The organism is Pseudomonas sp. BRG-100, from assembly GCF_000737955.1.
GTDB classification, from domain to species: domain Bacteria; phylum Pseudomonadota; class Gammaproteobacteria; order Pseudomonadales; family Pseudomonadaceae; genus Aquipseudomonas; species Aquipseudomonas synxantha_A.
In genome coordinates this window covers 2353221-2379396 of sequence record NZ_JPRX01000001.1, presented here as the reverse complement: position 1 = coordinate 2379396, position 26176 = coordinate 2353221, and the positions used below count along the sequence as shown (strand labels likewise).

Here is a 26176-nt window from a genome sequence, read left to right as displayed (position 1 = left end):
AACCATTATTTGCGAAGGCCTATCATGCCCGAGCCTCGGCTGGCTTCGATGAAAGCAGCGCTTGTTTACGAAGGGCCTCAAGAAGAGCGTTCTCAGCATTCTCGGGTTGTGGGTGCTGTCGCAGCCAATTGGCTAACACCGCGTGAAGTTGGGACTCAATGTCACGACGATCCACCGCACGAACCAAAACCTGTTGCAGTTGCTCTATCAAAACGGGGGCACACACCTCAAGGGTTTGAAGGGCGTCTTCGCCCGGTTGTTCAAGCAGCTGGGTTAGACTTTCTATCAGGTTCTGGGTCAGGGAATTCAATGCTCTCATGCCTGGCGCTCCAAGGCCGTGACTTGCTCGGGGAAAGTAATGATGTGAGGTTCGATACCGCGATAGCGGTCAAGCGTTGCAGCAACTTCAATAGCAGCATCGAGCTCGCTGCAGCCTTTGGCTTGCATGATGTCGAAGCGTTGCTTTTTTTCTTCCGGCTCGGTCATGGCGAGGGCCAGGTACAAACTCGGTGGTACCGCCCGGAACAACAGTTCCATGCTTTTGGACAACACGACGCCCTCGGTGAATTTGCCGCTTTCTTTACGCGCTGACAGCATCATCGACTTCTGTGCAGGAGTCAGTTCACGAAACCGTGCGATCTTCTCCACCTCATCAGGCGGCATGTTTAAGCACATCCACCATTCGATCATGTTGAGTAGGGCTGAGGCTTCTGGCGGCACATCGTCAACGTTCTGGGTGGCCATCCAGAACCAGGCGCCGAGCTTTCGCCACATTTTGGTGATCTTGACGGAGTAGGGTGATAGGAGTGGGACCTTCAACTGGATGTGGCCTTCGTCGGTGAAGCAGATCAGCGGACGGCCTTTAAGCTGGTCACGCTCGGCAATGTTGTTGACCGTGTTGAGCAGGGAAATATAAGCGATGGCCATCTGTGCGCTATAGCCTTCTCGCGCATAGGTGGCAAGGTCGACAATGGTAATGTCCGCTTCTGGCCATGGGGTGCCAGGACGGTTGAACATGTCGCCTTCGGTGCCCATACAGAACATGGACAAGGCTTCCGCCATCTCCAAGAATCGTGTGCTTCGGGCGTCTGGAATACCGGGCTCGAGTCCCATTTCTCGCAGCGCTTCACGGATATCTTCCGGCAGGACGATACGTTGTTCCGTCACGCATTTTTTCGCTGCATTCAGTATGCATTGGCGGATGGCGCTACGGTCGGCACGAGTAAGACGGGCATCCTCTTTTTCTTCACCACCGGTGATCATCAGCCTGGCCGCAATTTCCATCTCGCCCAGGATGTCGCGTTGTTCATCTTCGGTCTGGCTAGTCAGATGTTCGTCCGATGCCTCAAGATCATCAGCTTTGATAATCTTCACGTTTTGGCTGGGTTCGATGAGCTTCACGGCATCAGCGAATGGCGCGAGGCTGACACCCGATCCAGGGGCAAGTCGAACCCGGTTTACCGTCAAACCCAACTTTTTGGCGAAATCACCGAGTAAGCCGAAGCTGTTGCCAGCCTCCACAATGAACAGACGTGGCCGATAGATGGCAATGATTTGGCTAAGGATGTTTGTCGCGCTGGCCGATTTACCTGAACCCGTAGGCCCGAAAATGAACAAATGCGCGTTCATCTGCCGGTCCAGCTTGTTCAGCGGGTCGAAGGTTATCGGCGCTCCCCCACGGTTAAACAGGGTAATACCCGGGCGCCCGGTTCCGGTCGACCTACCCCAGACGGGGGCTAGGTTCGCAATGTGTTGGGCGAACATCAGTTGTGCGTACCACTCCAGTGCTTTGCGCGCATTGGGGTCGAAGTTGCCGGGTAGCCATCTAAGGTAGGAGTTCAGCGGTGCCACTTCATCCCGAGGTTCCACCGGCTCCATGCCAGCACCCAGCAATGCGCTGCTGAGTTGCAAACTGCGTTCGTGCAGTTGGGCATCGTCTTTACCCCGCAGGTAAAACGCTACGCTACCTCGGTACAGCTTGTGCTTGCGCCCAAGCAACTGACGGGCGGTGGCGACGTCTTCGCGTGTCAGGATCGAGGCCTGCGTGTCTCCAACTGCCTTGCGTGAAAGCTGTTCCAGATGCCCTTCGAGAATGTCCTGCGGGGTGATCACGAGAGTGATACAGAGAATGGTGTCCTCTGGCATTTTGTCGAACAGCGCGTTGAGCGCATCACCGCCCTTTCGGGTTTCACCGGTTAAGTGCCCGGTCTTGGGAGCATCCCTCAAGCGGTCAAGCATCACCACCTGATGGGGAAGGCCGTCGAAATACCACAGACCTTTCTCTATATCTGACAGTGGTTCGCGATAAAACAGGTTTTGCGAGAAGTCAGTGCCGCTGGCGAGCGGCAGCTCGCCCTCTGCAGCAGCAGGTGCTTGCTTGCACACCAATTCGTAGAAGCGGCGAATATCTGCATCGGCAGGGCCAAGATGATCGGGACGTGGATTGAACCAATGAATCAGCCAATGGCGAATGGCGTGGCCATCCATGCGATGGGTTTTAATGCCGGCGTTCGCCAAGCCGCCCACCAAGCGATCACAGATGATTTTCAGGTAAGGACCTGGCGCCTGGCCTCGCACATCCGCTTGCGCGCCTTGGGTACGGCGGTAGACAACAACACGGACGCGGCGCTGCTGGCCCCTCCAGGGCAGTTGGCTGACCTTGGTGTCTTCAAACAGCCCGCCTGGTTTGGAGATGGATTCCAGGTGTTGCTTCATCAGCTTCAAATAAAGCTCGGTGAATGCACTGCCTTGTGCGCGTGGTTGAACGTAGTCATGCAGTTGCTGAAGGTAATCGTCCCAGCTGGTTTCGTCCTGGGCATAGAGCTGAACCACCCAGGGTGAGGTTTCAAGCTCGTCGAAGGAGTCCTGGAGGGCGTTTTCCAGGGCGTCGCGGGCCTTGCGTAACCATTCGGGATCCCGACCTTCGGTACCTATCGGTGTCAGCTCAAAAAAGGCAGCGCGTGACACGCCGTCTTCCAATAGCATGGCTTTTTCTGCAGGCAGGTAATCCACCCAGGGCAGTAGGTCTACGAAGGAGGGGTTGACGTCGTATAGACAGTCAGCATCAGCGGTTGTGGCTGGCTTTTTTTTTGGGTTACGCCAATCGCTCGGCGAGGGAATACCCATGGCAGCAAGGCGTTCGTAGTAACGCTCTGTCGCAGCCTCAAACGTCTCGGTTGCTGATCCCTGCACATCGTCAGATAACGGCGAATCTGGTGTTACGCCAGGTTCCACACGCTCTGTCGCCCGTCGCGTTTTGAATCGTTCAAAAAAAACCATCAATATGCCTCCGTGCGTTCGCCAGGCATGGCGTATTGCACCCGCTGATACAGCGGAAACACCGTGGTGTAGCCTGGGATCGGTGCCGGGTCTGAACCCGCTAAATGAGGAAAGACGTACATCACCAGGTCGGGATTGGGTAGGCGTTTAAATTGGCTGTAGATCTCATTTTGTGCGGTACGTGTGAACATGGTGTTGTCTGTTTCCCTCGTCTCCAGAGGCCGACGAAGATCTTGGCGTGCATCGAGCCATTGGCGGCTGCTCGAGCTGCTTGAGCCGCTGGAACCTTGATCCCAAACGTCCATCATTGTGCGGTCCCCATGGGGGAGCAATTCGTCTTTGTTGGTGGAACAGGCCGAGGCGAGTAGGGCGATGGCCAGGTATGCACCTAGTTTTAAGCCATGATTAGTCAAGCGGAGTCGAAACATGACGGGCTCCTGAGCGATAGTTGACCTTGCGGCCATTGAGTTCGTAATCGATGGTCAGTTGCTGGTCCAGGTGCACAGCTATCTTTGCCCCGGGTTGTACATACACCGCTGCGAAGGCTTGCCCGTAGATTTTGTTGACCCAGCTGGAGACGTCATTGACGCCCTGGCCAATGATTTTGCCCATGGCTTCACTGCCCGAGCCGCCGACAGAACCGATGGTTCCGGACTGAGGGTTTATAAAAGAACCGCTGTTTCCATCTGACTTGATGAGGGAGGCAGCACCTGCGCCGGCGGCGGTAATCAGTACCTGCGAGCCAATGTATTGCGAGGCGTTGCTCTTGCGGTCGCCACTGATACAAGGAATGCCATAGGCATCGCTTATCCAGCCCAGGCCACCCTGAATGGTGGTTTGGTTGCCATTGTTCTGATTGTTACTATTTTGACTGCTATTCGTTTCTTCCTGAGGTTGTGGCAGCGTGCGCACAGTGCCGTCATTGAAGACGAACGTCAGGCTTTTGATCTGACCGCGTACGCAAGACAGGGTCCAATCGCCGGAAGCCGTTCCGCTGGCCACCGCGCCGGCGACGTCGGGCAAGTCGATGCCGTTGGCCGTGAGATTGTCCGGCCCGATCAATACCTTGAACGGGTAGGGGTCGTTGACAGTGCCGTCAATGGGCACCCGGCCGATCAGCGCGGACATGGCCACCGAACCCATCAATGTCGAGTTCTGCGGCAAGGTGTAGACCTTGCGCACCTGTTTGCGGGCCTCCTGTGGCGAGATTTCATTCGCAACACTTTGAGCGCCCGTGCGCAGTGCGTTTTGTCCTCGGTCCACGGACTCGCCAAAAGAGGTCGGGAAGTTGAAGCCGCTTGCCGTTTGATTTGACCCTGCAGCGATGGGCTTGCCGTTGACATCGACCGGCGTTGCGTCCTGCGGCTCTATCCAAACAACGTCCGCGCCAGGTCCGCCTTTGAAGCCTTGACCGTCACCTGGCTGAACGCCGAAGCCGATCGGCAAATCAGATCCAGACTCATTGCCACTGCCCGATTTGCTGCTCAGGGTATTGTACTGCTGCTGCAGTGTGTCCAAGAGGGTTTGGCTCTGTTGTTGCGCCTCCTGCTTCATCGTTTGCTGAACGTTCTGCAGTTTGTTATCGACGTTGAGGTCGATGTTCTGCAGGCGTTTTTGCAGCTCGATGTTCTGTTGCTTTAGCTCGTCATTGTTCTTCAAAGCATTGGAGACTTGGTCCTTGAGTTGTCTGCTTTCCACGACAATGGTGCGCAATGTGTCGCTGGGTGTATCTCCGTCAACCCCAAGCTTTTTAGCCTCCTTCGTACTAAGTACAACCGTTTCCGGCGCATGAACCTGTTGATCGGCACTTTCGCGATTGAATAATTTGACCACTACGTATATCGCCAGGATCGCGAACGATATGACCAGGTATTTAACAAGTGGATTACTCTTCACGACGGCCTCCCTTCGGATCGATCTGGCTGATGGCGGCCGGCAATAACGATTCGGCTAGACCATGACCACGGGTCACCAAGTACACCGTCGAGGTGTCGCTGGAATCACCTTTGGCGCCAAGGTAGGGATGCTGAAAAGTCGCGGTGACAAAGTCACCCATCAGGTCACGCGGATCCAATGTGAGGTTTTGGGCGCTTGTGTTACGTAGCTTCACCGCCGTGACCCAATACTCGTCTAACCGCCACGACCCCAACGCAGAGGCTTCGACCGGCAATGTCGGCATTAGGGTGGTGAGGTCCAAACCGCGCTTCAGATTGATCTGAGCAATCCCCTCCACGGGCTCAACGGTGCGTAGGGGCGCGTAAAGCATCTGTGCGGCATAGCGCGTTATGACCACCGGAAGAGGGGTCTCACGACGCGGTTTCGGCGCATCCTCATCCTCCTCGACTTGAGCGCTGGCTTGGGCCGTGGAAGAAGTTGCATGGTTGCTTGTAGGTTTGGCGTTGACTTGGCCGTAACGCGGGGCGGGACTGTCCCCGGCTACAATTTTAGCCGGCTCGGATGCGACCTGATTCGGTTTTCCTACCGTTGCGATGATATCCACGAGCATGATCTCACCGGAGTTCATGTTCTGCAGCTGTAAGCGAGTCGGTTCAATCGGCTCTTTCGCCAACAGGTAGAGGGCACCACCGGTGCTCTGCACGCGCAGTTTGTCGACGAGGTTACGAGGCAGACCCACCCGTACGTTTTGGTCCACAAAGACAATACGCTCCTGACCCACGATCAAGGGCAGTGCTATAGGGATACGATCCCAGCGCAGGATTTCGACGGCGTTGGCCAACCCGCAGAAGTGAAGGGCTAAGAGTCCGATGATCAGTAGGCGGCGTGTCATCATTTGCCTCCTGCTCTGGTCGTTTCTGCGGAGACTTCGATGCGTTGTGGATTACTGCTATAACAGTCCCAGGCTAGGCCGAAGGGGTTTTTTTCGGGATCGACGTCGAATCGGATAATTCTTAACGGATAGCGAGCAAATGCCCGCTTTACGCGCTCCCCGCCGTAGTGCTCGTCAGCGGTGATGTCCAGGTTGACGGTCCAGTCATTGATGCTGTGCTGTTCAATATGTTGCTCAGACTTATCGTCGATGCCTCTGCCTGGAATTTCAAATACACCCCGCTCACGTTTGCGCAGTTCCCCGCTATTGCGGCGTAGCTCGAAATCTTTCTGCAAGTAGGCTTTGCAGCTGGGAGTCAGGTAGCTTTCCAAGCGGGTAATGTTGTCCTCGTAGTCGGTTTCACCGTCAACGGGCCAACGGTTCATCTGCTGAAAAATGTACAGACCGAAGGCGTATACCGACTCCGGTGGAATATCCCACCACTTACGGGTGCTACCTGAACGTAGATCTGGAGGTACATGAACAGTTAGGTCACGCGGTGCGCTCTGCCAGCCATAAGCCATGTACAGACCCAGGGCAATGAGAAAACCAATGACCATGCGCAGGCTGTTGATGTGGGCCAGTTGGGCGTCTACTTTTTTACGGTAAGTCATTGAACCTCCGTTCGATGACAGGTCCACGCACCTGTACGAGTAATCAGCAGGGCTTTATTCCACGTCGGAAAAAACCGCGCGATGTTCAGTTGCATCTGGCGGTATAGCCATGTATCAGGTCGGCCGCGTTTCCACCGACGCAAGAAACGACTGGCAAGAAACAGCCCTAGGACAGCACAGAGCATGGCGGCGCCGATGATAAGTGCCCAAATCTGGGTCAATATCGCGGCCGGAATACCGATAACCAGCCCTGCGCCGGTACTTAACGCCAAGGTGGCCCACATTTCGTCAGCGGTAAGGCCGCCCATGATGACTGGTTGATTGTTCAATCGCACAGGGAGGAAAATCAGGGTCCCATCGTCTGAGAGTTCTGTCATGGCCAAGGCTCTTTTAAAGAATATTTGAAGCCTTGGTGACCAGGAAAATGGCGACACCGAGGATGGCGACGCCAACGGCGGCTGTCGCCCCCAGATCTCCCCATTTTTTCTTGCCAAGTTGAATTTCGTGGTAGGTGCCGAAGGCATGCCAAGCAACGCCACTGAAAATGACGGCGCAGATGATGAGGCCAAGCAAAGTAAAACCGTCAAAGGCGTAGTTCTGCATGGTTTGCATCAGGTTAGAGCCTTCCCCCCGGGTTGGAGGCTGAGACTGAGGAAGAGCCGCCATGGCCAGTTGGGGGAGAGCAAGCAACCCGATCAGCATGCGGCCCGGTTTTAAGAATGAAGTCATGGTGTATCTCCCATAGGGTCAACTAAGAACAAATGTGGTGAGGATCATGCAAAGCAGTAGGATGCGGACGACCGAGGTCGAGGCAATCGTTCGATCAAGGTTGCCAGTGGCCCATCCTCGGTAGCAGCTCCAGATAGCCCAGGCGCCCCACATAAAGATGATGGCTACAGCGACGCCGACGAAAAACAGGTAGCTCGTCGAGGCAGGGAATCCTCCCGCCGCTTGAAACGCAGCAGCCTGAGCGCCGCTCATGCTCATGGCTTGCGTCCTTCTGTCGTGTATTGGCCTGACAGCTCAACAGGATCACGAGGCTGGGCTCGGGTTGGGGTGAGATAGCCCTCCAACCCATGACGAATTCGGGCGATATCACCTGCTAGGCGCTGGTAATCGAAGAAGTAACGCTTGCCAGGTTCGTCGGCCACTTGAGCGCTACGACGTGCGGTGTCCTCCAAGGCATTTAACTGGCGGATCATCACGTCCAAGTTGGCCTGTTCAGAGGCTGAAGCAGCGGCCGCATGAGAGACAGGCAGGCTGCATCCGATAAGTACGATGAGGCCTGGCAAGGCAATTCGGCGAGTGAGTGCAGTGAGACGCGGGTACTGGATCACGGCTGGGCTCTAGTCATTCCTGATGCCGTCAGCTTGCCGTGATCAAGCTATGGTCGCCGCAAGAAAACCATATTCAGGACTGTAAGGATTTCTTCTGGCGGTACCGAACCCATCATTCACAGTGGATAGGGCGTTTGAAGAACAGCAGATACCCGATGGGCAAGGCGAATCCATAAGCCCAGCCTTGGGCGTTTTGATTGCCAACCTTGACTTCTCCTTTGACCACGGGCTGGACGCTGACCAGCTCCCAGCCTTCGTTGCCTAATTGAGCAAGGCGGTTTTGCCGTTCAGAATCTTCCAGAAAACCCCGGGTGTCGGGTTCAGTGGTGGGCTCTTCGGACTTGAACATGAAGAGCTTTTTGGTTTTGACAACGTAATGAAAGGGAGAGAACTCAGTGTGGTATTCAAATTTCTGACGGCCCATGGCGACGTCCTCAATGTGCAGAGCTACCAGGGTTTCAATAATGAGCGCGTGCCAGCAATCTGAAATAGTTTGCTGCTAAGCGCGTGATTTCTGAGGTTGGAGTGCAGAGGTCCGAGCATCGACATAGCGCTGCATGATAGAAAGCACCATCGAGTTCAACGCTAGAATCTTCATCCCTCGCGTCACCGCCACGTACAGCAAATTCAACTCGTCATCTTTACGACCTTGATCGATATCAGGTGAAAGCGGATCAGCGCTAAAGTCGTCATACAGGCTGACAAAGTCCCACTCCAGCCCCTTGGCTTTGTGCCCAGTCGTGAGTGTCACGGTGGCGTCTAGCTCGTTATCTACCGAGCGGGAACGTAAGGTTTGGATCCGCTGGGGCAGGTCCGGATAGGCTGTAATAATCTTGATCGATCGCAACATCTCCGTATCCTGGCTTACCTCGGCTATTTCCATGTACTGCGAAAAGTCCCGGTAATCTCGCAACAGCCTGCGGTTCTGCACCTCCTGGTTACGGTTGCGGCTGAATAGGTATAAATCTTCCAGGTCGCGTAGCGAGTAGCTGTCGATACCGCCGACCCAGAAAATCTTGGGGTTTCTTGCGACCAGCTGCAGGGCGTTCTCGATGACGCCGATCACGGTACGATGGATAAACGTGCGATGCGGTAGCTCTTCAGGCAGAGCCCGTTTAACCAGGGTGTTGCAACCTAACCCCTGCAGCTTTCGTTTCTCACCCTTGTAAAAAAGAATGGTGTTGGCAACATGCGCGGCGGCAGGGCCGAAGCGAAAGCTTTGTGTCAGGTAGTGACGTTCGGCGTCGGCCATCCAGTCGCTGTTGAGCGCATCTTCTGCACCGCGGAAGCGATAGATCTGCTGGTGGGGATCTCCGACTGCCACCTTGCGGACCCGTTGTATTTTTACTATGTCGGCAATAACCGGGTTCACGTCTTGACCTTCGTCGAGCAGGATGGCGTTAAATCGTTCGCTCAGGTCGGGCTTGCTCAGCTGATACAGCTTCAAGTAAGCGTCATGGGTGATCGACATTCCTGTGTCCTGCAGATCGATCATCCGGTTCCAGATGGTTTTAGCCGCGTTTAAAGCATTGTTCAGGAAACGTTCCTGGGCACTGGTGAGCATTCGTTGCCCCTGGAACCTGGGAAAATGCACACGACCCAACTCGTCATCGGCGCTGGCCATGAAGTTGTTCAGTGTGCTGAGGACGTCCCGCACGAGTTCCCAGTCCTGGGTGTTGATGGCCCTTGCGATATTCGTCAGGCGCAAATTGTTAGTCAGCTTGGTGGCGTACTGACTGCCATAGACTGCGTATGCGAGGCCATGCGCCGTCTTACACACCACGTTCCTGCGTGGAAAGCGATCTCTGGCAGCGAGCTCGACGGATTGGTTGTAGCAGAGGTAGAGCATTTTCACCGAGGCGTGTTGTGTGGCGTAGCCCACCAATGTGGTGGTTTTGCCGGTACCGGCGAAGGCCTGAACCAGCAGCTTGTCAGCCGTGGAGTGGATGATGGGCTGCTGTTCTTGAGTCCACTGCATGGGCAGCTCCTAAAGGTATTTTTTGAAGCTTGAGACGGTGATGTAAACGGACACACCCAACAGCACGGCGCAGGGCAACAGAATCAAAAGGGGGCTGATGCTGATGGGGATGGCCAGGTAGACCGTCCAGGGCACGATGGTCAGCGGAATGATCGTCCCCCGGGCTTTGTGATACAGGTAACTTGACTCGCGGCCGGAGCCGAATTTTCGTAGGTCACGCCGCACCAGGCCATCGACCAAGCCAGTGAACGCCGCCAGTGCGAACAGCGGAATCGTCAACGTCAGAATGACCATTCGCACACAGAAGGTCAGGACTGTGTATAACGCGGCTAAGCCATAGTCCTGGAACTTGATCATCGCCCGACCGAGTTCGTAGCGAAGGTTCAAGGTTCCCGCTTGTTGTGGTGATGTTGAGCGAGCGTACTGTGTCAGTGCATTTATGTTGTCCTGCATGCCGGTTTTCACCATCAGCCAGTCATAGACCGTTTGTGCCAGCCAGGTCGCTGTACGCCCCGGTTCTTTAATGACAACGCTGTGCAGCAGATCCTGGGACAGCCAGCCCAGTTCGTGTTGGAACATCTGCTGAGCATGTTTCCAGCCGGCATCTGGCCAGAAGGTGTACATGCACAGCCATTCAACGACGATGGCGCCGAGCAAAGAGCCGAACATCACCCCCAAGAAGTGAAAGGGGGTGGAGAACAGCATGCCCAGGAAGTTTTTTTGACCTTCCTGCTGTTGCTGTGCTTTTTCCGCGATATCGGCCATGGTTATGCTACCTCAGACCTATGCGGCTTTTCCGTTATTGGCCATCTGGCGGAAGTCGTCTACCAGGTCATCAGGAAGCGACTCACTTAATGCGTGATATCCCGGCGCTTGCCACCAGTCGCTGCTGGTTCCGGACCCTTTACGCATGCCCTCAACCAAGGCCTGAAGATCCTTGGGCATCACTTCATCGGGATCGCTTGCCGGCAACGGCATACGAATTTTCCACAAATTCCCCCCCTCTATCAGGGCAAAGCACTGCCCCTTGGGCAGGGCAACCACATGCGCCGGTTCGATCATCGGTACGCTGACACTTTGGATCTGATCGTGGGTGTTAGAGGTGAAAGCAGCGTTGCCGTTAATAGCGTCATTTGCACTGCTTGCGGGTGTACTGGTGAACACCTGGACCTTGGGCAACTGGTTGGTCAGCAGCTCGGCGGTTGCAGTCTCACGTACGCGTAGCATGAACAGGTTGTTGAAGTTACCGATGACCTGGCCAGCTTTAGCGCGGTTACCGATTTTTGCTTCAATATCGCTCATGGTTTGGGTGTAGGCAGTGACCCGCATGCCGGCACCGCCGCCTTTGTTGATCATCGGTATGAATTCATCGCCCATCAGTTCGTTGAATTCGTCCGCATGCACGTTAATCGCTACCTTGCCCCCGGTTGCCCCGGGCAAGCCATCATCGATGCCAAACTTATAGATGTGGCCCGCAACTGACACCAGGTCGCTAAACATCGAGTTGCCCACGGCTGCGGCCACCTCTGTATCTGATAAAGCGTCCAGGCCGACATAGACCACTGCCCGTTTGCGGATGATCTGCATCCAGTCGAAGATCGGGCGTGGATCCTCAAGATCCATGTAGTCGGGAGATAGCAGCTCTGCAATCCGGCCTGTGGTCAGTTTTTCCAGCAACGGCAGTAGGCTGGCCACGATTTTGTCGAAATAGGTTTTGTCATAGCGCACCGCTGATCGCAGACCCTCCATCACTGGGTCGGAGATGCGTTGCTGAGTGAGGTACATGTCCAGGGCCACCACGCGTAGCGGTCGGTCCTTCATGGCAAAACTGAGGTTCTTACGATCGATCTTTCCTTCCAGCTCAACGATGGTTTGCCAGGCTTTGGGATCATTTTCAGCAAAGTGCTTCTGCGCATACTCGATGAACAGCGCGTCAATGTTTGTCACATGCTTGAGGATCTGTTCATAGTCCGGCCGACGTCCCAGTGCCACGAGGGCGCGCGCGATGATGTTGACGAAACGCCAGGCGAATTCCCGGAATGCCGCGGAATTGCCTTCCCCCGAAAGTTGGCCGGCAATGCGGGTGGCAACCTCCGAGATCCGACCAAACCGGCCAACGGCGTTGTAGCGAGCGGAGTGATCGGGCCAGCCCAGGTGGAACACGTAGAATTCCTCCAGTCGGTTTGCGCGCTTGCATTCGATGTACATGCGCTTCAGGAGGTCTGCGTCGCCTTTAGGATCGAAGACAATCACCACTTCGCGGTCCAGTTCTACATTGCGCTGGCTTCGATGAACGGGTTGCACGCGTCGCCCCATATGAACGCGGCGCCGGGGGCTACGGCGGGTACGCCTGATGTCTTGGGTGATAAACAACTCTGCCAGGCGGGTTTTTCCAACACGAGTAGTCCCCAATACAAGGGAGTGTCCAACCCGCTCACCCAGTGGCAGGCTGACATCCGCTTCGTTCGGCTCTATACCGTGTAAGCGCGGTAGCCCCCCGACTGGAGGAAGTGGACGCGCCGGGTTAAATGGCACATCCCACGAGGTAGCCTTTGACAGCAATTTGAGTGGAAAGGGCGCGAACTCCAAACGCTCCTCAATTCTGCGAGCAAAGGTATAGATAGACGTGGGCTCGACATACTCGGCGTATTTTGGGAGGTAAGTCTCCATCAACCGCTGAGTATGTTTTTGGGTCCAGCGAAAGCCTTTACCGATGAATAGCCGCTCATTGCTGACCGGCATGTCTTTGCTGGTCATGGTGTAGTGGGGTAGGCGCCGAATATTGCGCCGGTAACGCAGCACCACCAATGCTTGTTTGAGGCGGACGAACCCTAGACCCAGAAAGCCTGTACCGGCAACCATGCCGAATAAAGGCGTCAGAGCAACCGCCCAGGGCGCGAAAATACAGAGCAACGCCGCAGCGGCACATACGCAAACTGTGTACAGCTCAACAGCAGGGCGTAGTAACGACTCAATGGTGTAGGAGGTGGCCATGGATCACTTCCTATGAGTGAAAGGGGACAGTGGCCCCACTGTTTCGAAATGGAAAACGACTGGCTTGCCTGTCTCAGCGATCAGCCCATAGGACTTGGCCAGGCGGTATATGGGGTGGTAGCTGTTGAGGGAGTTGACGTGTCCAGCAATGCGCTCTCGCCAGACCTCTAATGGCATCGCTGCCTTGCTCAAATTACACGGCACGCACGCGGGCATCATGTTGCTGATGGCGTGGTTCTCTGGCCGCCCCAGAATGATGGCACCTGAGTACTTGCCGTCCACCCTCTCTGGTTCTCGCCATACTGCTTCCATGTGGTCCGCATGCCACCGGTCACCCAACAGCACCCCGCAGTATGCGCAATGGCCCGCGAATTTAGCGTGAAGCTCGCAGCGTTGCTTCTTGGTCAGCTTCATGGGGCCGGGATTCTCCTTTGATGGGTGATGATGAATTGGCCAACTCTTGCCTCGCTTGCTCAACTGCCTCGGGCAGGCGTTCTTTTAGCCGCTGACATAGCTCCACCTCGTCACCAGGTACGCGGGCGATGACGGTGCCGCCATAGAGCTTGGCGACATAGGTGACCTGTTCAAAAAGCAGTTGGCCTGCTCGTGGGTCATCTGGTTGCTTGATGACCAAGGTGATGTGCGTAAGAGAGGCCATACCCTGGTTACTGCTGGATCGTTGTGGCAGTGATCAGCAGCGGGTAATGCTGGATTCCCAGGCGCTGTGCCAGATCATTGGATGGTGCCGGGACCACCTGTAGATTTCCTGCCCATCGTTGGATTTCGGCAAACCGCTCGGCGCTGGCCACGTTAACCACAAGGCCAACTGCCTGCAGTTGCTGTAACTGATCGAGGCGCTGAGATAACCACTTTCTGGAGCTTTCATCGTCGCCTACAAGAAACAATGGTTGCAGGCCTGGTGCATTGATTACCCGGCCCTGGACCTGCCCGGGTGTCAGTTGGTCAGAGCGCACTGGAAACGAGCCTTGCCCACGCACACCAATATTGTCTGACTGTGCGGACTGCTCGGTAGGTTCTGGAGCCAAGTCCTGGTAGTAGGGCAGAGCGGAAACACCCCCTCGATCTTCAACAACAATCAGCGAGGTGGCATGCACCGCTATGGGGGAGGCCAAACACAGCAAAATAGGCAGATGCAGCAATCTATTCATGGATTATTCGCCATCAGGTTGATACCGGTGACCCGGCTGAGGTGTTTGGCAAAAGCTCGTCGGTAGCGGGCAGCGGGTTCACCTCCGGCAGGGCGGTGGTACCGGCCAGCAGCGGTGATCCAATCGCCTCCTTTGGCTTTTTGCTCAGCCAGGATCTGGGCCGTAACCGAGAGGTTTTTGTACGGATCCAGCCCTTCGCAGGGATAGCTATAACGGTGGCCGTTGGCACCGATGTTGGTTTGTCCAAGACCGACGTCGACCCTACTTGGGCCTGCGGTCTGAAGGGCGATCATCAACGCTCTGCAAGCATCGCTGCGTGTCGCAAAGCGATATCCGGCGCCGGCGACATTCAACGTCCAGGGCCAGGGGACGATCTGGCCGCGAAGTCGGGTGCCACTCTCTTGCAGTGCAACGGAGTACAGCACCTCGGACGGAACGCCGGCAGGCAGGGCAATCAACTGATAGGCCGGTGGCGGAACCTCAGCACCGTTAGCAAATGCCGCGGTGAGCAGTAGCCCCCCCGTTAAAGCCGCGCGAATTACAGACGCTGCCATTGTCCATTCACCTCCCGTACCACGGCCGGCAGCTCACCGCCGAGTCCAAGGCCAAGCCATCGACCGGCATCGTGATTCAGTGTGATCTGTCGGCTTCTCACGCTGGCCGGTTCGACTCCGGCCAAGATGGCCCAGCGGCGAATTATTTCGTCATCACCTTGACTACCAACGAAGTACAGATCAAAGGACTGTTTCTGTTTTTGTAAGTCTTTGACGCGGTCAATACATGCGTTGCAACTGTCTTGAACAAAAACGGCTAGTCGTCCAGTGCCTTTCACAGCAGTTACCGCGCCCGAGCCTGGAGCAGATGCAGGGTTGGACGATAGTTGGATTACTTTTTCATTGGGGTAAAGACGTGCGAAGGCTTGGTCATAGGCCCTTTGGTACGCCAGTTCCTTATCGATACGCTGTCGCTCGGCTCGCACCTGCAGCTCTGCATAGCGTCGGCGCTCCTCCTCCGACTTCGCTTCGATGCCAAGTGCTGTCAGAGGATCCAGGCCTGGCGAATAGATTCCGCGAGGACCCTCCATCACAGTTTGAAAGCGGGACCATTCTTGGGGGGTTAATCCCCACTCGCGGGCGAGTTCTGTCTGACTGGCTCCTTGAGAAGAGTTGTGAACTTCACTGTTCTGAGTGTTCGAGATCGACGTTGATTGCCCCGAAGCCGCATGACAGCCGTATGCAAACGCGAAGGTGGCCAAGCCTGCAATAAAACCCAAAACGTAAAGAGCAATGTTCCTGGGCTTCTTTGTTTTCGAGGAAGTGGTAGGGGAGTGCATAAAGGTGGTCCTATTGCGCGACGGTTACGGTTTGAGGTGTTCCGGCCACGTCAAAGCGTGCGGATCTTCCGTCCAGCGCGTTGAGTCGCCAGGCGGTGCCCGCTACAGCATCACCAGGTCGGATAAGGTAAATTTGATTCAACTGCGTGCTGCCAGGCGGTGCTACTGACAAAAAGCGTTCACCGCCGCGATACTCGATACCGACAACGGTAAAAGGGGGTGTTTGCGGTGTGACAGTGGTGGTAGCGGGCGGTGTTGGCCGCTTTGGTTGGCGAAAAACGGGCTTAGGCTTGGGCTTGAGGGGAACAGCAGTGGTTTGTTTGATTCGTGACTGACTGAGTTCTTGAAGACGGCTATCGAGTGTTTCGACGCTGGCTTTGAGGACTACCAATTCACCAGCAGACGCAGCATTTTGAGAGATTTCTTGCGCAGACTCCGTCGCTTGCTTTGCATACGCTTGTGCCGCATCAATTCGATTCGATAAAGCCTGCTTCCCGGCTCGGAAGTCCTCATTGGTCACCAGGTGGTTGCCGGCTACCGTGTCCAGTCGCTCATCGACTTTGCCCAGCCGCGTCAACAACGCATCGAGCGACTCTTTGTCTGCAGTCGCAGCCAAGCTGTTGCTGAGTTGGGAGAGTTGATGATGCTCATAACCCAGAATGCCTGCCAATAATGCAAGGCACAGACTGAGTATCGCTGTGGTTCGAGTAGGGCGTGGTAGATTCATGGGCGTCCTCGCGCAAAAGCGAATACACCCTCTCAAACCGGTCTCTTAGGTGCATCAGGAAATAGGTTTTCCAGGACGCATGGTTTTTGAAGTGTCGAGTTGGCCGCTGGTAAATTGGGATCGTTATAAAAAAATGGCCACCCGAAGGTGGCCGTCAAACTATGAAGCAATGAGCTGCCTTGCAAGTGTCATTTCAACTGAGTCACCATCTTGGTTCAGCGAGTCGAGACCAGAGTCTGGCACATCTCCCGACGTGCTTTGAGCCACGGCGATTTTCTTGGCCATCAACTGCAGGCAAGTAATCTGAGAGCTGTCGGCATAGCCAAAAAAAACCACCCGCACCGGCTGCTTTTGCCCAATCCGCCATGACCGTCGAGCTGCCTGTTGCAAGGTGTATACGTTGTACCCCGTCTGCAGGAACGCAATGGTCGGAAAATCGAGCAAATCCAACCCGGTCTTGACCAGCTCCGGGTTAGTGATCAGTACGTCGACACCTCTGTCTACCTGGTCGAGGATCCAATCCTCGCGCCTGGCGGTATCCACTGACGCCCTCAGGACCGCTACTTTTAAACCAGATTGCTCCAGCAGTCGTTTCAGGCGAGAGGTGGTGTCTCGCGTGCCGCTGTACACGGTATAGGCCAGAACCTTCCGGCCTTTGGCTTTTTCCGTGAGGCAGAGGTCGAGCAGTGCTTTCTCCTTCGGCATTATTTGCTCATCTGCAAAGATCGAGGGGACGAACGCCAAGGTATCTTTGCTACGAGGGTGCTTAACGATCTCCGGTCGAAAGCAGCAGTCAGGCCAAGCCAGCAGCACGTTGAGGACTACCCCTAGCAAGGTAGTGTCTCGACGGGCCAATGCTTGGCGAAGTTCCTGCGTCAGTTTTCCTGCCAATTGCTGATAGGCCGACGCTTGTTCTGCAGACATGCTGATATCGACAAATTCCTCCTGGTACGCCGGCAACACGTTGCCACCGATATCTTTAAGTTTCAGAAACACGGTGAACGGCAACACAAAGCGGTGAATGCCTTTAGGGCCGAAGCCTGGGGCTTTCACCGTTCGCACCGAGAGTTTTTTTCCCTTGGCTGTTTTGTGTGACACGTTGTCCCGCTCGGTGTAAATGTCCTTCAATACGCCGTGGTCGCGCATGAATGACATCGCGGCCGGCGCCATACTTCCGCGCGCGTTTGGTTTGTAACCGTCCTCGATCATTCGCCGGGTAAGTATTCGGAACAGGAGGTAGAACAGATCGTCTGCATAGCCACCCATGAGGGTGCCTGTCAGCAGCACGGTTTTACGTGCTTTCGCTGCCAATACACCCATAGCTTGACCCTGGGCCGAGCCACTGTTTTTGTATTCATGTCCTTCATCCACCACCAACAGGTCGAAATATCCGTCTGGTAGGTAGCGTTTGATGAACTCGGTGGGTTGGTAACCGCCCTCGCCAAAGCCAAACTCAATGTTGGCCATGGCGCGCTCCATGCGTTTGGCTTGGCGGTCGCTGAAGATGAAATTGCCCTGGGCGTCCATCAGATTGATGAATTCGCTGACGTTGTCGATCAGCATCGAGGCGAGGAAGTCCTCCCCGAAGTCATTCAGCAATCTGTCCGCACGTACTGGACCGATAGTCGGAATCCGACACATCGATTTTAGTATGGTCGCACGACGAGTTCCGTTGTCGGCTTTGCCCGGGCGCATCAGCGTCCAGAGTTGTCCTTGGCAATAAGGGCAGCTCCGACGGCGTTCCTCTCGGTGAAACTCTTCGACAGTCACACGGTTGCCTTCTAAGTCCTCCAGAAGGCGTCCGCAGTCGGGGCATCCTGCGAAGTTGTATCCGCCGCTGGCGCGACGTGGCCAACATACCGTACGCCAGTGATACCCCATGCGCATTCGCACGCGTCCGAGAATGAAGAACTCTTTACGGCCATCGTAAGGATCCCCCAGTTGGTCACGTAGCTTGATCAGCTTAACCAGCGTATCGGGTCCGTTGAGAACCCACACGCGTGCGTCTGGGATGGTTTCGAGTATCTCCCGTCGCCATTTGTAGACCAGGTGTGGAGGCGAAACCACCAAAGTGCGGCGGTAGCCCGCACTGTGCATGACAGCGGCTACAGCGATGGCCATCATGGTTTTCCCTGTGCCCATTTCTGCATTGATAACGGCTGCCTGCTCGTTGCGGTCTAGCAATAAAGCTGCAACGGCCTGCACTACATCAGCTTGAGCAGGGAACGGCTGGCGTTTGAGTTCGCTCATAACCCGTTGATGGGCTTCGTTGATGCTGCCGGAATAAACCGGTGGGTTAGAGCGATTGAGGGAGTCCAATAATTCATCACCGAATTCGTCGATGAACTCAGTCAGGCCGATGGCCAAGGGCGATACAGAGACTTGGGATAGGTCGTTCATGAGTGTTTCTCCAATAGGAACGAAACAGGGCATGCACGACACCCCGACGGGTATGGTGAATACCCTGCGGGTTGGTTAACGGATGGCCAGGTTGGCGTGGTGGGTCAGTAGTCCGATGGCAGCAACACGGTTGTTGCACTGCGGTCAGCTTCGGTGATGATCCAGAGCCGGGTCTCATCGCCGGCGCATATGTCATAACAGGAGAACAATCGATCCCCGTAGGTCAAAGCCCGTTGGTTACTGCTCCAGTCTTCTTTGGGCAGTTCCCCCCAGTCACCGGAGAAATGCCGTCGCAAGTAAGTGCTTGGATCGAGATGTCCATGCTCAATCAGGTGGTGCACTGACTGGGTCAGCACTAAGCGGCCAGGTTCAAATGTCACTCGTGGTGGTGGGGTCAGTGTTGGCTGTGTCACCGCCTCATCAGGCTCATGCGGCGTATCCGCCGTATCCGCCGATGAACTGATGGTGATCACGCGGCCTTGGTTGGCAGAGCCTGGCGTCATGTCCCATGCCCGAATGATGGGCACGAAACGATCAGTCAGGATCCTTACCTCGGACACGTTGCCGTCCTGGTCTTCGGTGAACTCGGTCTTGCGGACCTTATCTTTGTAGGTATCGCCTTTGAGTACCAATACTCGGCCGGTTTTGGATTTCACTACGCCGGAAATCGCACCGGCAGCCAATGCCAACGCCAAGTGCCAGCGCGACAGCTCCCTCACGGGAGGTCGTGGCTGAGCGCCGCTTTGACCAAAGTGCAGTGTGAAGTCAGGCCACATGCCACGAAGTCTTTTAATTTCTTCGCTGAGCTGTTCAGGTTCAAGGCTGATACGGTAGAAGTGTTCCAGCTCGTTGGATGCCGGGAGAACCCTGTAGGGCTCCCATGGCCAACTGGTTGGTAACGCTTCCGCGCTCAGTGTGCCGGCACCGATCGCCTGAAGGCGTGCGCGTACGTTTTTGACCTCTTGCGGTCGAGCGAGGTCCTGCCGGCGGATTCGTATACCGAAGATCACTACCTGTTTAAAGGTTGGATCAGCGGCTTTGTAGATCCGCAGTTCAGTAAAGTGATTGCATAGCCAACCACACAGCTCATCGTCCAGCACGTAGTGCGGAACAATCAGCACCAAGACTCCCCCGTACTGCAGCAGTGGTAGCGTCCGTTGATAGAACATCTTCTCCAGGCGCCGACGGCCGTTACCTTGGTACTGAGATGCACCTGCATGGTCAGCGACCAGGTCACCGTAGGGCGGGTTGAGCCAGAGCAAGCCGAAGGCCTGGCGGCTGATCATGGTGTCCATCAAGTCGCTGTGCAGCACGCAATCCAGCAGTGTCTTGCTGTGTTTGGCACGCTCCTGGTCATACTCGACTGCGTAGGTCTCAACGCGGTCACGCCCGAGTGCATGAGCAGCTTCAGCTAAGGCAACGCCTTCGCCTGCACAGGGATCGAAGATCCGCATCTTCCCGCTTGGGGATGGTGCCAACGCTTGTAGGGTGAGTTCCAGCGTCGTTTCGTCAGTGGGGTAGTAGCCATTGCGAGCGAAGTTGCGCGCCAATCGTGGGAACATCAAAGCCATGGTGAGGCTCCTGGATCAATGCTCAAACTGAGCGTGGGTTGAGAGCTGCCCCTGGCAAATGAGCTCGCCTAGGGCTGTTTCGAGAACGTCGAGTTGCAACGTCAAACGCCATGCCGCAACAGCACCGGACGTTCCAGGTAACAGCTGCAGCATGTCGTGTTGGGTGAGCAACCCCATTACCTGCTCCTGCCAATGAGGCAGTAGCGGTAATGGACAGGTGTCCTGTATCAACGGCCAAAGCCGTTGATGAGGTGACTGCCCGTTCTCAAGAAGGGCGTAGGCGAAGTGGTTGGCCCGATCCGGCTGTACGCAGCGTCGGTCAAACAACCAGAGGTGAATCAAGCTGCCGAATAACGTACCGCGCATTTGTCGCGTGGTGCGCTTCTCCAACAGATCGATGTTGGGGAAAACAGGAAGACTTCGGCCATCTACAACGATGTGAAACTGGCTTAGACCATCTTCTGTCGTGCCGAGGGTCAGCCTGGCAAGGAACTCCTGCAGCGCCGTGTCTCGACCCCATGCAGAAAGGAACACCAGGTTGCGTTGTTCGTCACACGCGCAAGCGTCGACGAAAAGATCATTGCACTCCTCGATTGGGAAGAGCGGGGTAGGGCTGGGCATGGGAACCTCCACAATGGAGGGGGAACCCGCCCGGAGGGGCGGTGAGCCCCTCGGGGGTGTTAGCAGTAAGTGTTATTGCTTGGGAAACAGCAGGTTGTCCGATTTGAACGTTTTATCGTTCGGGTCAAACGAGACCGTCTCGTCTTGAAATAGAGGGCTGTGCCCAGTGAGAAAAATTTGCCCTAGGTATTTGTGGCGAAGGGCAACGGCGGCATCGGCTTGTTCTGCCGTCATTTCGAGCTCCTCTACGAAGAAGTCCCAAAGCTCCTCATTCGTCGACACCTCGTTATTGGCGAGCTGATCTTCGATGTTTTCAAGGATTTCTTGGGTCAGGTTATTGAAGATTGGATTCATGTGCTGCTCCTGCTAAGTCGAGGAGCGCCCAGGAGGGGGCCCCTCATGGGTTGTGCCGATTGGCTTGGCGTATCGCGGGCTTCGTCAGGTATTGGAGATATTCCATACCTGCAGTTTGAAGTTGTGTACATAGCCGAGCTCAGAGAGCCGACTGCACTGTTGGCGTAGTTGCTGACGATCAACAGTTGTGTCCAGCCTGACTGTATCGCTTAGAGGCCAGATTGTGCCGAACAACTCGGCATCTGCCTCGAGGTCGTTGGTTCCGCCGGTCGGGGTCATCCCAAACGGGGCATCCTCTTTTGATACCTGTTTATTGGAGGCCGGTACTGCGGGCGGACTATTCCGCTGCACTGGCTTGGAGAGGTTGGAGGAAGACTCTTCATCCATAGGGTCAGGCTCGTTTGGCGAGAGCCTGGCGGCGTCTTCTGGTGTCAGATTGTCGACGTCGTCGAGGCTCATGCTTTCCAGCTTTGCACGGATCTCAACGACCAGGCGGCCTGCTGTGGAGTAATACGAAGGACGGATCTCCGTTATCAGAAAGTCGCCTCGGTATTTGCCTTCATCGTACTGATCGAGGAGTGCGTCTTTGATCACGAACTCACCGATAGAGGTCGAGAGCCGTCCGACGTTGAATTCGCCATTACGGCCGCTGATGGTACGGATGGCCAGTTGGCCGGGGATGTTGATCATGGGCAGCTCCACACTGCTACGAATGAAAAAAGCCCGACAGATGTCGGGCTTTGGGTAGTGCTGTGAATGTCGAAGGATTACGGGCAAGAAGTATGAGTTTCATCCTTGAGTGAGATGTACAGATAGAAAACGCCTGGCGGTGATTCTATGCGGTCAAGTTTTAGGTCCAGCCAGACCCGATCAGTGCTATTGCCGGCAGGCAATAAACGATAGAGGCCGAAATGGATCTGTGTGCTGTCAGGTTGCAAATGCAGTTCTCGGTAGGCCTCCAGGACAACTTCGCCCAGTCGCTCACTGACAACACTTGCATCCTGTGGGTTTTCAATATGCACCGCTTCCTGCCAGGCCCGAGGTGTTAAAACGACCGGGAGCTTGAGCAGGTCAGACGACACGAGGTTAGTGGTGGTTTGCATGTTTATCTCCAGGTGCGAAAACCACCTGGCCCGTTCGGGAGATGGTTCCCGGCGGGGTATTGTTTGCTGTGTGATTTATGCTGTCTTTCGAAGGCTTGCTAGAATCGATTGGTACTTAGTCACCTTCTCGGCCGATAACTCTGCCCAGAATGTGTCGCCCATCCTTTCCGCTTCTGCCCCTTGAGAAAGCCAGAGGTTGATTGATTTCTGCGCCTTCTCCATTTCCGCTGCGCAAGTAGCAGTTGAAGGGACTGATGCAGAGTTTGCAGAGTGTGTTAATAGCGAGTTAGTAGTATTCGGGATGAATATGTTCATCTTCCAGTTCCCAGCGAGCTCTTCGATATTCCTTGAGAAGTCCGTACTCCGATAACAGTGGGCTGTTTTTGGGAGTGAATTCATCTCGATGGTCCATCTTTGCCAATGAGATAACGCCATCCAGAACTTCTAACCAAAGGTCAGAAGTAAGGGTGTAGCGCGGGTCGTCATCGGGATCGAGCGCCGGGTTGCTCGGAAGTAGTTTATCCAGCTCGCTGTAAACACTAGCTTGAGCAGCTAAAAGACCAATTTCGGTCAGCAGCGGCAGTCGTTGAGGATTCATCATCATGGTTTATCTCCAGGGTTCGGAAATCACCAATCCCGAAGGGAGGCGTTCCCTTCGGTACGAATATTGAAAGGCGCCCAGGGGGCGCCATGATTTCAATCATGCAGATTGACGTTGTTCAGGTTCTGGTTGTCCTTGGGCGTCATCCGAATCATCTCCAGCAGCACCATCCTGGGCAGGAAGGGGCTCAGCAGAGTCTTTCGGTTTGGCTTCATAGACAGTTACCCCATCCACCTTGATCCAGCCGATAAACAACAGGCGTCCCTTGAGGCTTGCTCCAGGTTGACCTTTTTTATCGCCTTTTTCGTAGGTAAATGCGTCGGTCCAGATATCACCGATTCGGAAGCTCACAAGGACCTTCTTTCCGGCTTCAACGGCTGCTTGGCTGCGACGAATCAGCTTTTCAGCTTCAGCGCCGACCACGTTGCAGTCGATATAGGAATACTCGGCATCATCCATCGAGCCGCGCAGAGCCGCAACGGTAACTGCCATGAATGGCTTACCTTTGCCGCGAGGTTTCACTTCACGGATACGGTTGAGATAACCGATACCAGTGGTGTGAAGGTCGAAGAATTTTGCTTCGTTGGATTGATTAGTGCTCATGGTGATTCTCCAGTTTCGAAATAACAGAAAGCGGAGAAACACTTCGCCCTAGGGGGAAAGTATTCCCCGCGAGGGTGGGTGGAGCTTAAGGTTTTTTAATGCATCAGCTTCATTGCAGCAATCATTACACCGACAGCTGCAGACAACATGACGCCCATGCGAATGGTGAGCTTGACTTCAAGCTGTGAAATCTCAGATTTGAACTCTGCAGCAAGAGCAGTTAAATCTGCCTTGGTAGCCAAACGTGAAAGCATGTCGGTCTCCAAAGCTTCAATAACAGCATTTGCCTTCTGTTCCGGGACGTTAATCGAAATCAACGCCTGGTAGAGAGCCAGTTCAGTTTTCATCAGACCTCCAAAAGTGAGAGGCCTGCCCTGGCGGGGTAGGCCCGTCATGGGTGGGAAAGGTGCTTCCATCGACTAAGTCGACTGATCGCGCTACCGGAAGCTATGGCGATCTTGGGAGTGGATCAATGCGGAAAACCGCATCGTAGTCTTGCGGATCCAGACTACTTGGGCATGTTGCTGACGACGTCAGTGATACATGTGCAGATCATGGAAATACGATTGTCGCTTGTCAAGCCCCTACCGTAAAACTCTGAGGAAACCTTCCCGTTGGGAAGGCTCCCTACAGAGGCGAAGGGCGCAGACTTAGCAAGTTGCTGGCACCAACGAGCGTGCAGCTGGCTTCTTACGCGATTTCCGAGCAGGCTTTTCGACCACTCGAGTGTTAGCCGCGTACCAAAGGTTCAGGTCGACACCTTTACGAGTTATTGCCGGTACATGATCCATCTCACGTACGAGACGCTCAGGTACGCAAGGCGGTGGAAGCAACGGAGCTGCTTTGGTATGGATAGCTGTGGGCGCAGCGCTGGATTTCTTAACCGCACGCAGAAACTGTCGCGTGATGGTGCCAAGCGCGAAGCCGAAGCCATAAGCAAGTTTGGACATGGTGATTCTCCTGCAGGTTGAATGCGGAGAACCCACTGACCCTGTTGGGGAAGTGATTCCCCGCGAGGTGAGTTGCATAAGGTGCTTCCATCGACGATTGTCGACCGACCGCGCTACCAGAAGCTCAGCGGTCTTGGGCGGATCTGACACTAACATCGTGTCGCAGTCTTCAAGATCCTGACTGCCTGGGCATGATGCTGACGACGTCAGCAAACCACGTCCATATCATCGAAGGGGGATGGTGATGTGTCAAGCGGGGAGGGGATATTTCGGGGAGGGCAAAGCAGGTTCAGGACGACAGGAGAAGCTACCGAGAGTAGCTGGGTCAACAGTCACTCTCGGATGTAGTAAGAAGCGTCTTTCAGAAAAAAATACCACCTGTGCGGGATGAAGGCGTTATTGATCCCTGGGCTGTGATCTGAACGTCTTACTTCCAACACCTGGCCGATTATCGTGGCTGAGGCCAGCTAGCATAAGGCACGCATCCGCGCACAAAGGGAGCCCTGCGTTTCGCCGGCGGGCCACCGGCAAGGAAAAGCAGCTACCAATAGGTAGCCTGATCATCCTTTGCAAGATGATCAGGCTACCTATTGTGTGAGCTTTAAAAAGTGTGGGCCACAACACCAGTGTGGCCCTTAGACTACGGTGCTTCGAACCTCAACAGAGCCCTATGTGCCTTTGAACTCGCAATTCACGAGTTAGACGGCTGCGTGTCTGGCTTGAACAGGGAGACACAGGGAGAGCTCTGAACCAGGTCCGCACGCCCTTCCCGGAGCTATGCGTGCTTTGGGGTTGGTGATAAGGCAAGCCGTATCACCGGGCGCTACTGATGACCGCCAGTAGCCAACGGGGTGGAAACGTTGTTGCGTGCATTATGTTGATAGGCCGTAGCTTATGCAACCCGGCGCCTTTCAAAGTCGGTCGACGCAGACTAATTGACGGCGACGACCGCACCCTCGGGAACGGGGGACGGAATTGCTATACCGGTCGCCCCAGTTATCTGTGAAATCAGCATTCCTGAACGCTTTAAACCAACGGTAGTTGTCTTTGTCAGGTCTACCAGCACAGAAGGCAAGCCTGACGGTGCAACCCCATCAAAATAAGTATAGGCCGTTCCTGATGAGATGTAAGAACCGACGCCCACAGGTTTCACAAACCACCCAGGTAGGTTGAGCGCAGAATCGCTCGGTACCCCGCTGAAGCCCGGGTTGGCCTGGGCATATTCGGTAGCGGCAGATCGGTACACCAGAAAGCCGCGACCCAGCGAGTCGAGGGTAGCGTAGTTGGATATACGTTGGTCCTGATGTTGGTTCTCCATGAAAATGCTGGAGGCAATAAGCACAACCATCAAAACGAGCCATTGCATTGTCATGATACGAGGTCCATTTACAGAACGGTGGTTGTTACATCCGAAGCGTCAATAACAAAACTATTTCGATAGGATAATCAATGTTAAGCAAATTCCCACTAGGCCAAGCGCAATGACTGTCCACGTTGCGGCTCGCTTGAAGCCCAATGGTTTACGGTGTGGGTTGATTAACTCCATAGTGGCGATTTTCTTTACTAAATAACGACCAGAGGGCGTAGGGTGTAATTTTTAAGTGAAATCGCCGACCTCGAATGCCTCCTTTCCTTCTAATGCGCGACGCCATAGCACAGTTGAGCATATCCTGCTTCGGGTGCTTAGCCAGGCCTGTAATTCTCCAGCACTATAC

30 protein-coding genes are annotated in these 26176 nt (G+C 55.0%); all 30 read right to left on the bottom strand.

All coding sequences use genetic code 11. The annotated features are described in order from the left end of the window. Window positions 1–22 precede the first annotated feature (22 nt). Window positions 23–319 (bottom strand): hypothetical protein, encoded by a 297-nt coding sequence (locus JH25_RS16685; protein WP_032877928.1) that lies wholly within the window; start codon window positions 317–319, stop codon window positions 23–25. After that, on the bottom strand, window positions 316–3279 hold the full coding sequence (locus JH25_RS16690) for a conjugative transfer ATPase (protein ID WP_032877926.1): 2964 nt from the start codon (window positions 3277–3279) through the stop codon (window positions 316–318). The genes JH25_RS16685 and JH25_RS16690 overlap by 4 nt, the downstream gene beginning before the upstream one ends. Then, window positions 3279–3707 carry a TIGR03751 family conjugal transfer lipoprotein gene (locus JH25_RS16695; RefSeq protein ID WP_050549345.1) on the bottom strand — a complete coding sequence of 143 codons (429 nt, stop codon included), beginning with the start codon at window positions 3705–3707 and terminating at the stop codon, window positions 3279–3281. Before JH25_RS16695 ends, JH25_RS16690 begins: the two co-directional genes overlap by 1 nt. Beyond that, window positions 3685–5175, bottom strand: coding sequence for a TIGR03752 family integrating conjugative element protein (locus tag JH25_RS16700; RefSeq protein WP_032877924.1), 1491 nt, complete (start codon window positions 5173–5175; stop codon window positions 3685–3687). The genes JH25_RS16695 and JH25_RS16700 overlap by 23 nt, the downstream gene beginning before the upstream one ends. Next, on the bottom strand, window positions 5165–6067 hold the full coding sequence (locus tag JH25_RS16705) for a TIGR03749 family integrating conjugative element protein (protein WP_050549344.1): 903 nt from the start codon (window positions 6065–6067) through the stop codon (window positions 5165–5167). Before JH25_RS16705 ends, JH25_RS16700 begins: the two co-directional genes overlap by 11 nt. Next, complete coding sequence (locus JH25_RS16710) at window positions 6067–6720, bottom strand: PFL_4703 family integrating conjugative element protein (RefSeq protein WP_020302977.1); 654 nt, start codon at window positions 6718–6720, stop codon at window positions 6067–6069. Before JH25_RS16710 ends, JH25_RS16705 begins: the two co-directional genes overlap by 1 nt. Continuing rightward, on the bottom strand, window positions 6717–7097 hold the full coding sequence (locus JH25_RS16715) for a TIGR03750 family conjugal transfer protein (RefSeq protein ID WP_008437403.1): 381 nt from the start codon (window positions 7095–7097) through the stop codon (window positions 6717–6719). The genes JH25_RS16710 and JH25_RS16715 overlap by 4 nt, the downstream gene beginning before the upstream one ends. Before the next feature lie 13 nt (window positions 7098–7110). Beyond that, window positions 7111–7449: a TIGR03745 family integrating conjugative element membrane protein gene (locus JH25_RS16720; protein ID WP_008437401.1), complete on the bottom strand. Its 339-nt coding sequence runs from the start codon at window positions 7447–7449 to the stop codon at window positions 7111–7113. Window positions 7450–7467: 18 nt separating this feature from the next. Then, a complete protein-coding gene (locus tag JH25_RS16725) occupies window positions 7468–7707 on the bottom strand; it encodes a TIGR03758 family integrating conjugative element protein (RefSeq protein WP_032877922.1) in 240 nt (79 codons plus the stop codon). Next, window positions 7704–8018: an integrative conjugative element protein, RAQPRD family gene (locus JH25_RS16730; protein ID WP_236648088.1), complete on the bottom strand. Its 315-nt coding sequence runs from the start codon at window positions 8016–8018 to the stop codon at window positions 7704–7706. Before JH25_RS16730 ends, JH25_RS16725 begins: the two co-directional genes overlap by 4 nt. Before the next feature lie 151 nt (window positions 8019–8169). After that, a complete protein-coding gene (locus JH25_RS16735; RefSeq protein ID WP_032877918.1) occupies window positions 8170–8481 on the bottom strand; it encodes a hypothetical protein in 312 nt (103 codons plus the stop codon). A 75-nt stretch (window positions 8482–8556) separates the two neighbouring features. Next, complete coding sequence (locus tag JH25_RS16740; RefSeq protein WP_032877916.1) at window positions 8557–10035, bottom strand: UvrD-helicase domain-containing protein; 1479 nt, start codon at window positions 10033–10035, stop codon at window positions 8557–8559. A 9-nt stretch (window positions 10036–10044) separates the two neighbouring features. After that, entirely contained in the window at window positions 10045–10800 is a 756-nt protein-coding gene (locus tag JH25_RS16745; protein WP_032877914.1) for a TIGR03747 family integrating conjugative element membrane protein, read from the bottom strand. Window positions 10801–10818: 18 nt separating this feature from the next. Further along, complete coding sequence (traD, locus tag JH25_RS16750; RefSeq protein ID WP_032877911.1) at window positions 10819–13029, bottom strand: type IV conjugative transfer system coupling protein TraD; 2211 nt, start codon at window positions 13027–13029, stop codon at window positions 10819–10821. Window positions 13030–13032: 3 nt separating this feature from the next. Beyond that, a complete protein-coding gene (locus tag JH25_RS16755) occupies window positions 13033–13443 on the bottom strand; it encodes a hypothetical protein (RefSeq protein WP_008437384.1) in 411 nt (136 codons plus the stop codon). Next, on the bottom strand, window positions 13403–13687 hold the full coding sequence (locus tag JH25_RS28630) for a hypothetical protein (protein WP_073451710.1): 285 nt from the start codon (window positions 13685–13687) through the stop codon (window positions 13403–13405). The genes JH25_RS16755 and JH25_RS28630 overlap by 41 nt, the downstream gene beginning before the upstream one ends. Window positions 13688–13694: 7 nt before the next feature. Further along, window positions 13695–14198, bottom strand: coding sequence for an integrating conjugative element protein (locus JH25_RS16760; protein ID WP_032877909.1), 504 nt, complete (start codon window positions 14196–14198; stop codon window positions 13695–13697). After that, window positions 14195–14752: a lytic transglycosylase gene (locus tag JH25_RS16765; RefSeq protein WP_032877907.1), complete on the bottom strand. Its 558-nt coding sequence runs from the start codon at window positions 14750–14752 to the stop codon at window positions 14195–14197. Before JH25_RS16765 ends, JH25_RS16760 begins: the two co-directional genes overlap by 4 nt. Beyond that, window positions 14737–15531 carry a TIGR03759 family integrating conjugative element protein gene (locus JH25_RS27940; protein WP_236648035.1) on the bottom strand — a complete coding sequence of 265 codons (795 nt, stop codon included), beginning with the start codon at window positions 15529–15531 and terminating at the stop codon, window positions 14737–14739. The genes JH25_RS16765 and JH25_RS27940 overlap by 16 nt, the downstream gene beginning before the upstream one ends. 10 nt (window positions 15532–15541) lie before the next feature. Continuing rightward, complete coding sequence (locus JH25_RS16780; protein ID WP_032877902.1) at window positions 15542–16258, bottom strand: hypothetical protein; 717 nt, start codon at window positions 16256–16258, stop codon at window positions 15542–15544. A 159-nt stretch (window positions 16259–16417) separates the two neighbouring features. Then, on the bottom strand, window positions 16418–18658 hold the full coding sequence (locus JH25_RS16785; RefSeq protein WP_032877899.1) for an SNF2-related protein: 2241 nt from the start codon (window positions 18656–18658) through the stop codon (window positions 16418–16420). Window positions 18659–18762: 104 nt separating this feature from the next. After that, window positions 18763–20229 carry a DUF6094 domain-containing protein gene (locus JH25_RS16790; RefSeq protein ID WP_032877898.1) on the bottom strand — a complete coding sequence of 489 codons (1467 nt, stop codon included), beginning with the start codon at window positions 20227–20229 and terminating at the stop codon, window positions 18763–18765. A 15-nt stretch (window positions 20230–20244) separates the two neighbouring features. Next, window positions 20245–20850, bottom strand: a complete 606-nt coding sequence (locus JH25_RS16795) for a hypothetical protein (protein ID WP_032877896.1) — start codon at window positions 20848–20850, stop codon at window positions 20245–20247. Between the two features lie 72 nt (window positions 20851–20922). Continuing rightward, window positions 20923–21204, bottom strand: coding sequence for a hypothetical protein (locus tag JH25_RS16800; protein ID WP_032877894.1), 282 nt, complete (start codon window positions 21202–21204; stop codon window positions 20923–20925). A gap of 84 nt (window positions 21205–21288) precedes the next feature. Then, window positions 21289–21894: a DUF3275 family protein gene (locus JH25_RS16805; protein WP_032877891.1), complete on the bottom strand. Its 606-nt coding sequence runs from the start codon at window positions 21892–21894 to the stop codon at window positions 21289–21291. Between the two features lie 77 nt (window positions 21895–21971). Further along, window positions 21972–22307: a hypothetical protein gene (locus tag JH25_RS16810; protein WP_032877890.1), complete on the bottom strand. Its 336-nt coding sequence runs from the start codon at window positions 22305–22307 to the stop codon at window positions 21972–21974. A gap of 286 nt (window positions 22308–22593) precedes the next feature. After that, complete coding sequence (locus JH25_RS16815) at window positions 22594–22911, bottom strand: hypothetical protein (protein ID WP_032877888.1); 318 nt, start codon at window positions 22909–22911, stop codon at window positions 22594–22596. Between the two features lie 96 nt (window positions 22912–23007). Beyond that, window positions 23008–23511 carry an STY4534 family ICE replication protein gene (locus JH25_RS16820; RefSeq protein ID WP_008437365.1) on the bottom strand — a complete coding sequence of 168 codons (504 nt, stop codon included), beginning with the start codon at window positions 23509–23511 and terminating at the stop codon, window positions 23008–23010. 95 nt (window positions 23512–23606) lie between these two features. Then, the gene (locus JH25_RS16825; RefSeq protein WP_008437363.1) at window positions 23607–23858 is read right to left on the bottom strand and encodes a hypothetical protein; all 252 of its coding nucleotides are present in this window, start codon (window positions 23856–23858) and stop codon (window positions 23607–23609) included. Between the two features lie 1534 nt (window positions 23859–25392). After that, entirely contained in the window at window positions 25393–25833 is a 441-nt protein-coding gene (gene pilM / locus JH25_RS16830) for a type IV pilus biogenesis protein PilM (protein WP_032877886.1), read from the bottom strand. Between the last annotated feature and the right edge of the window lie 343 nt (window positions 25834–26176).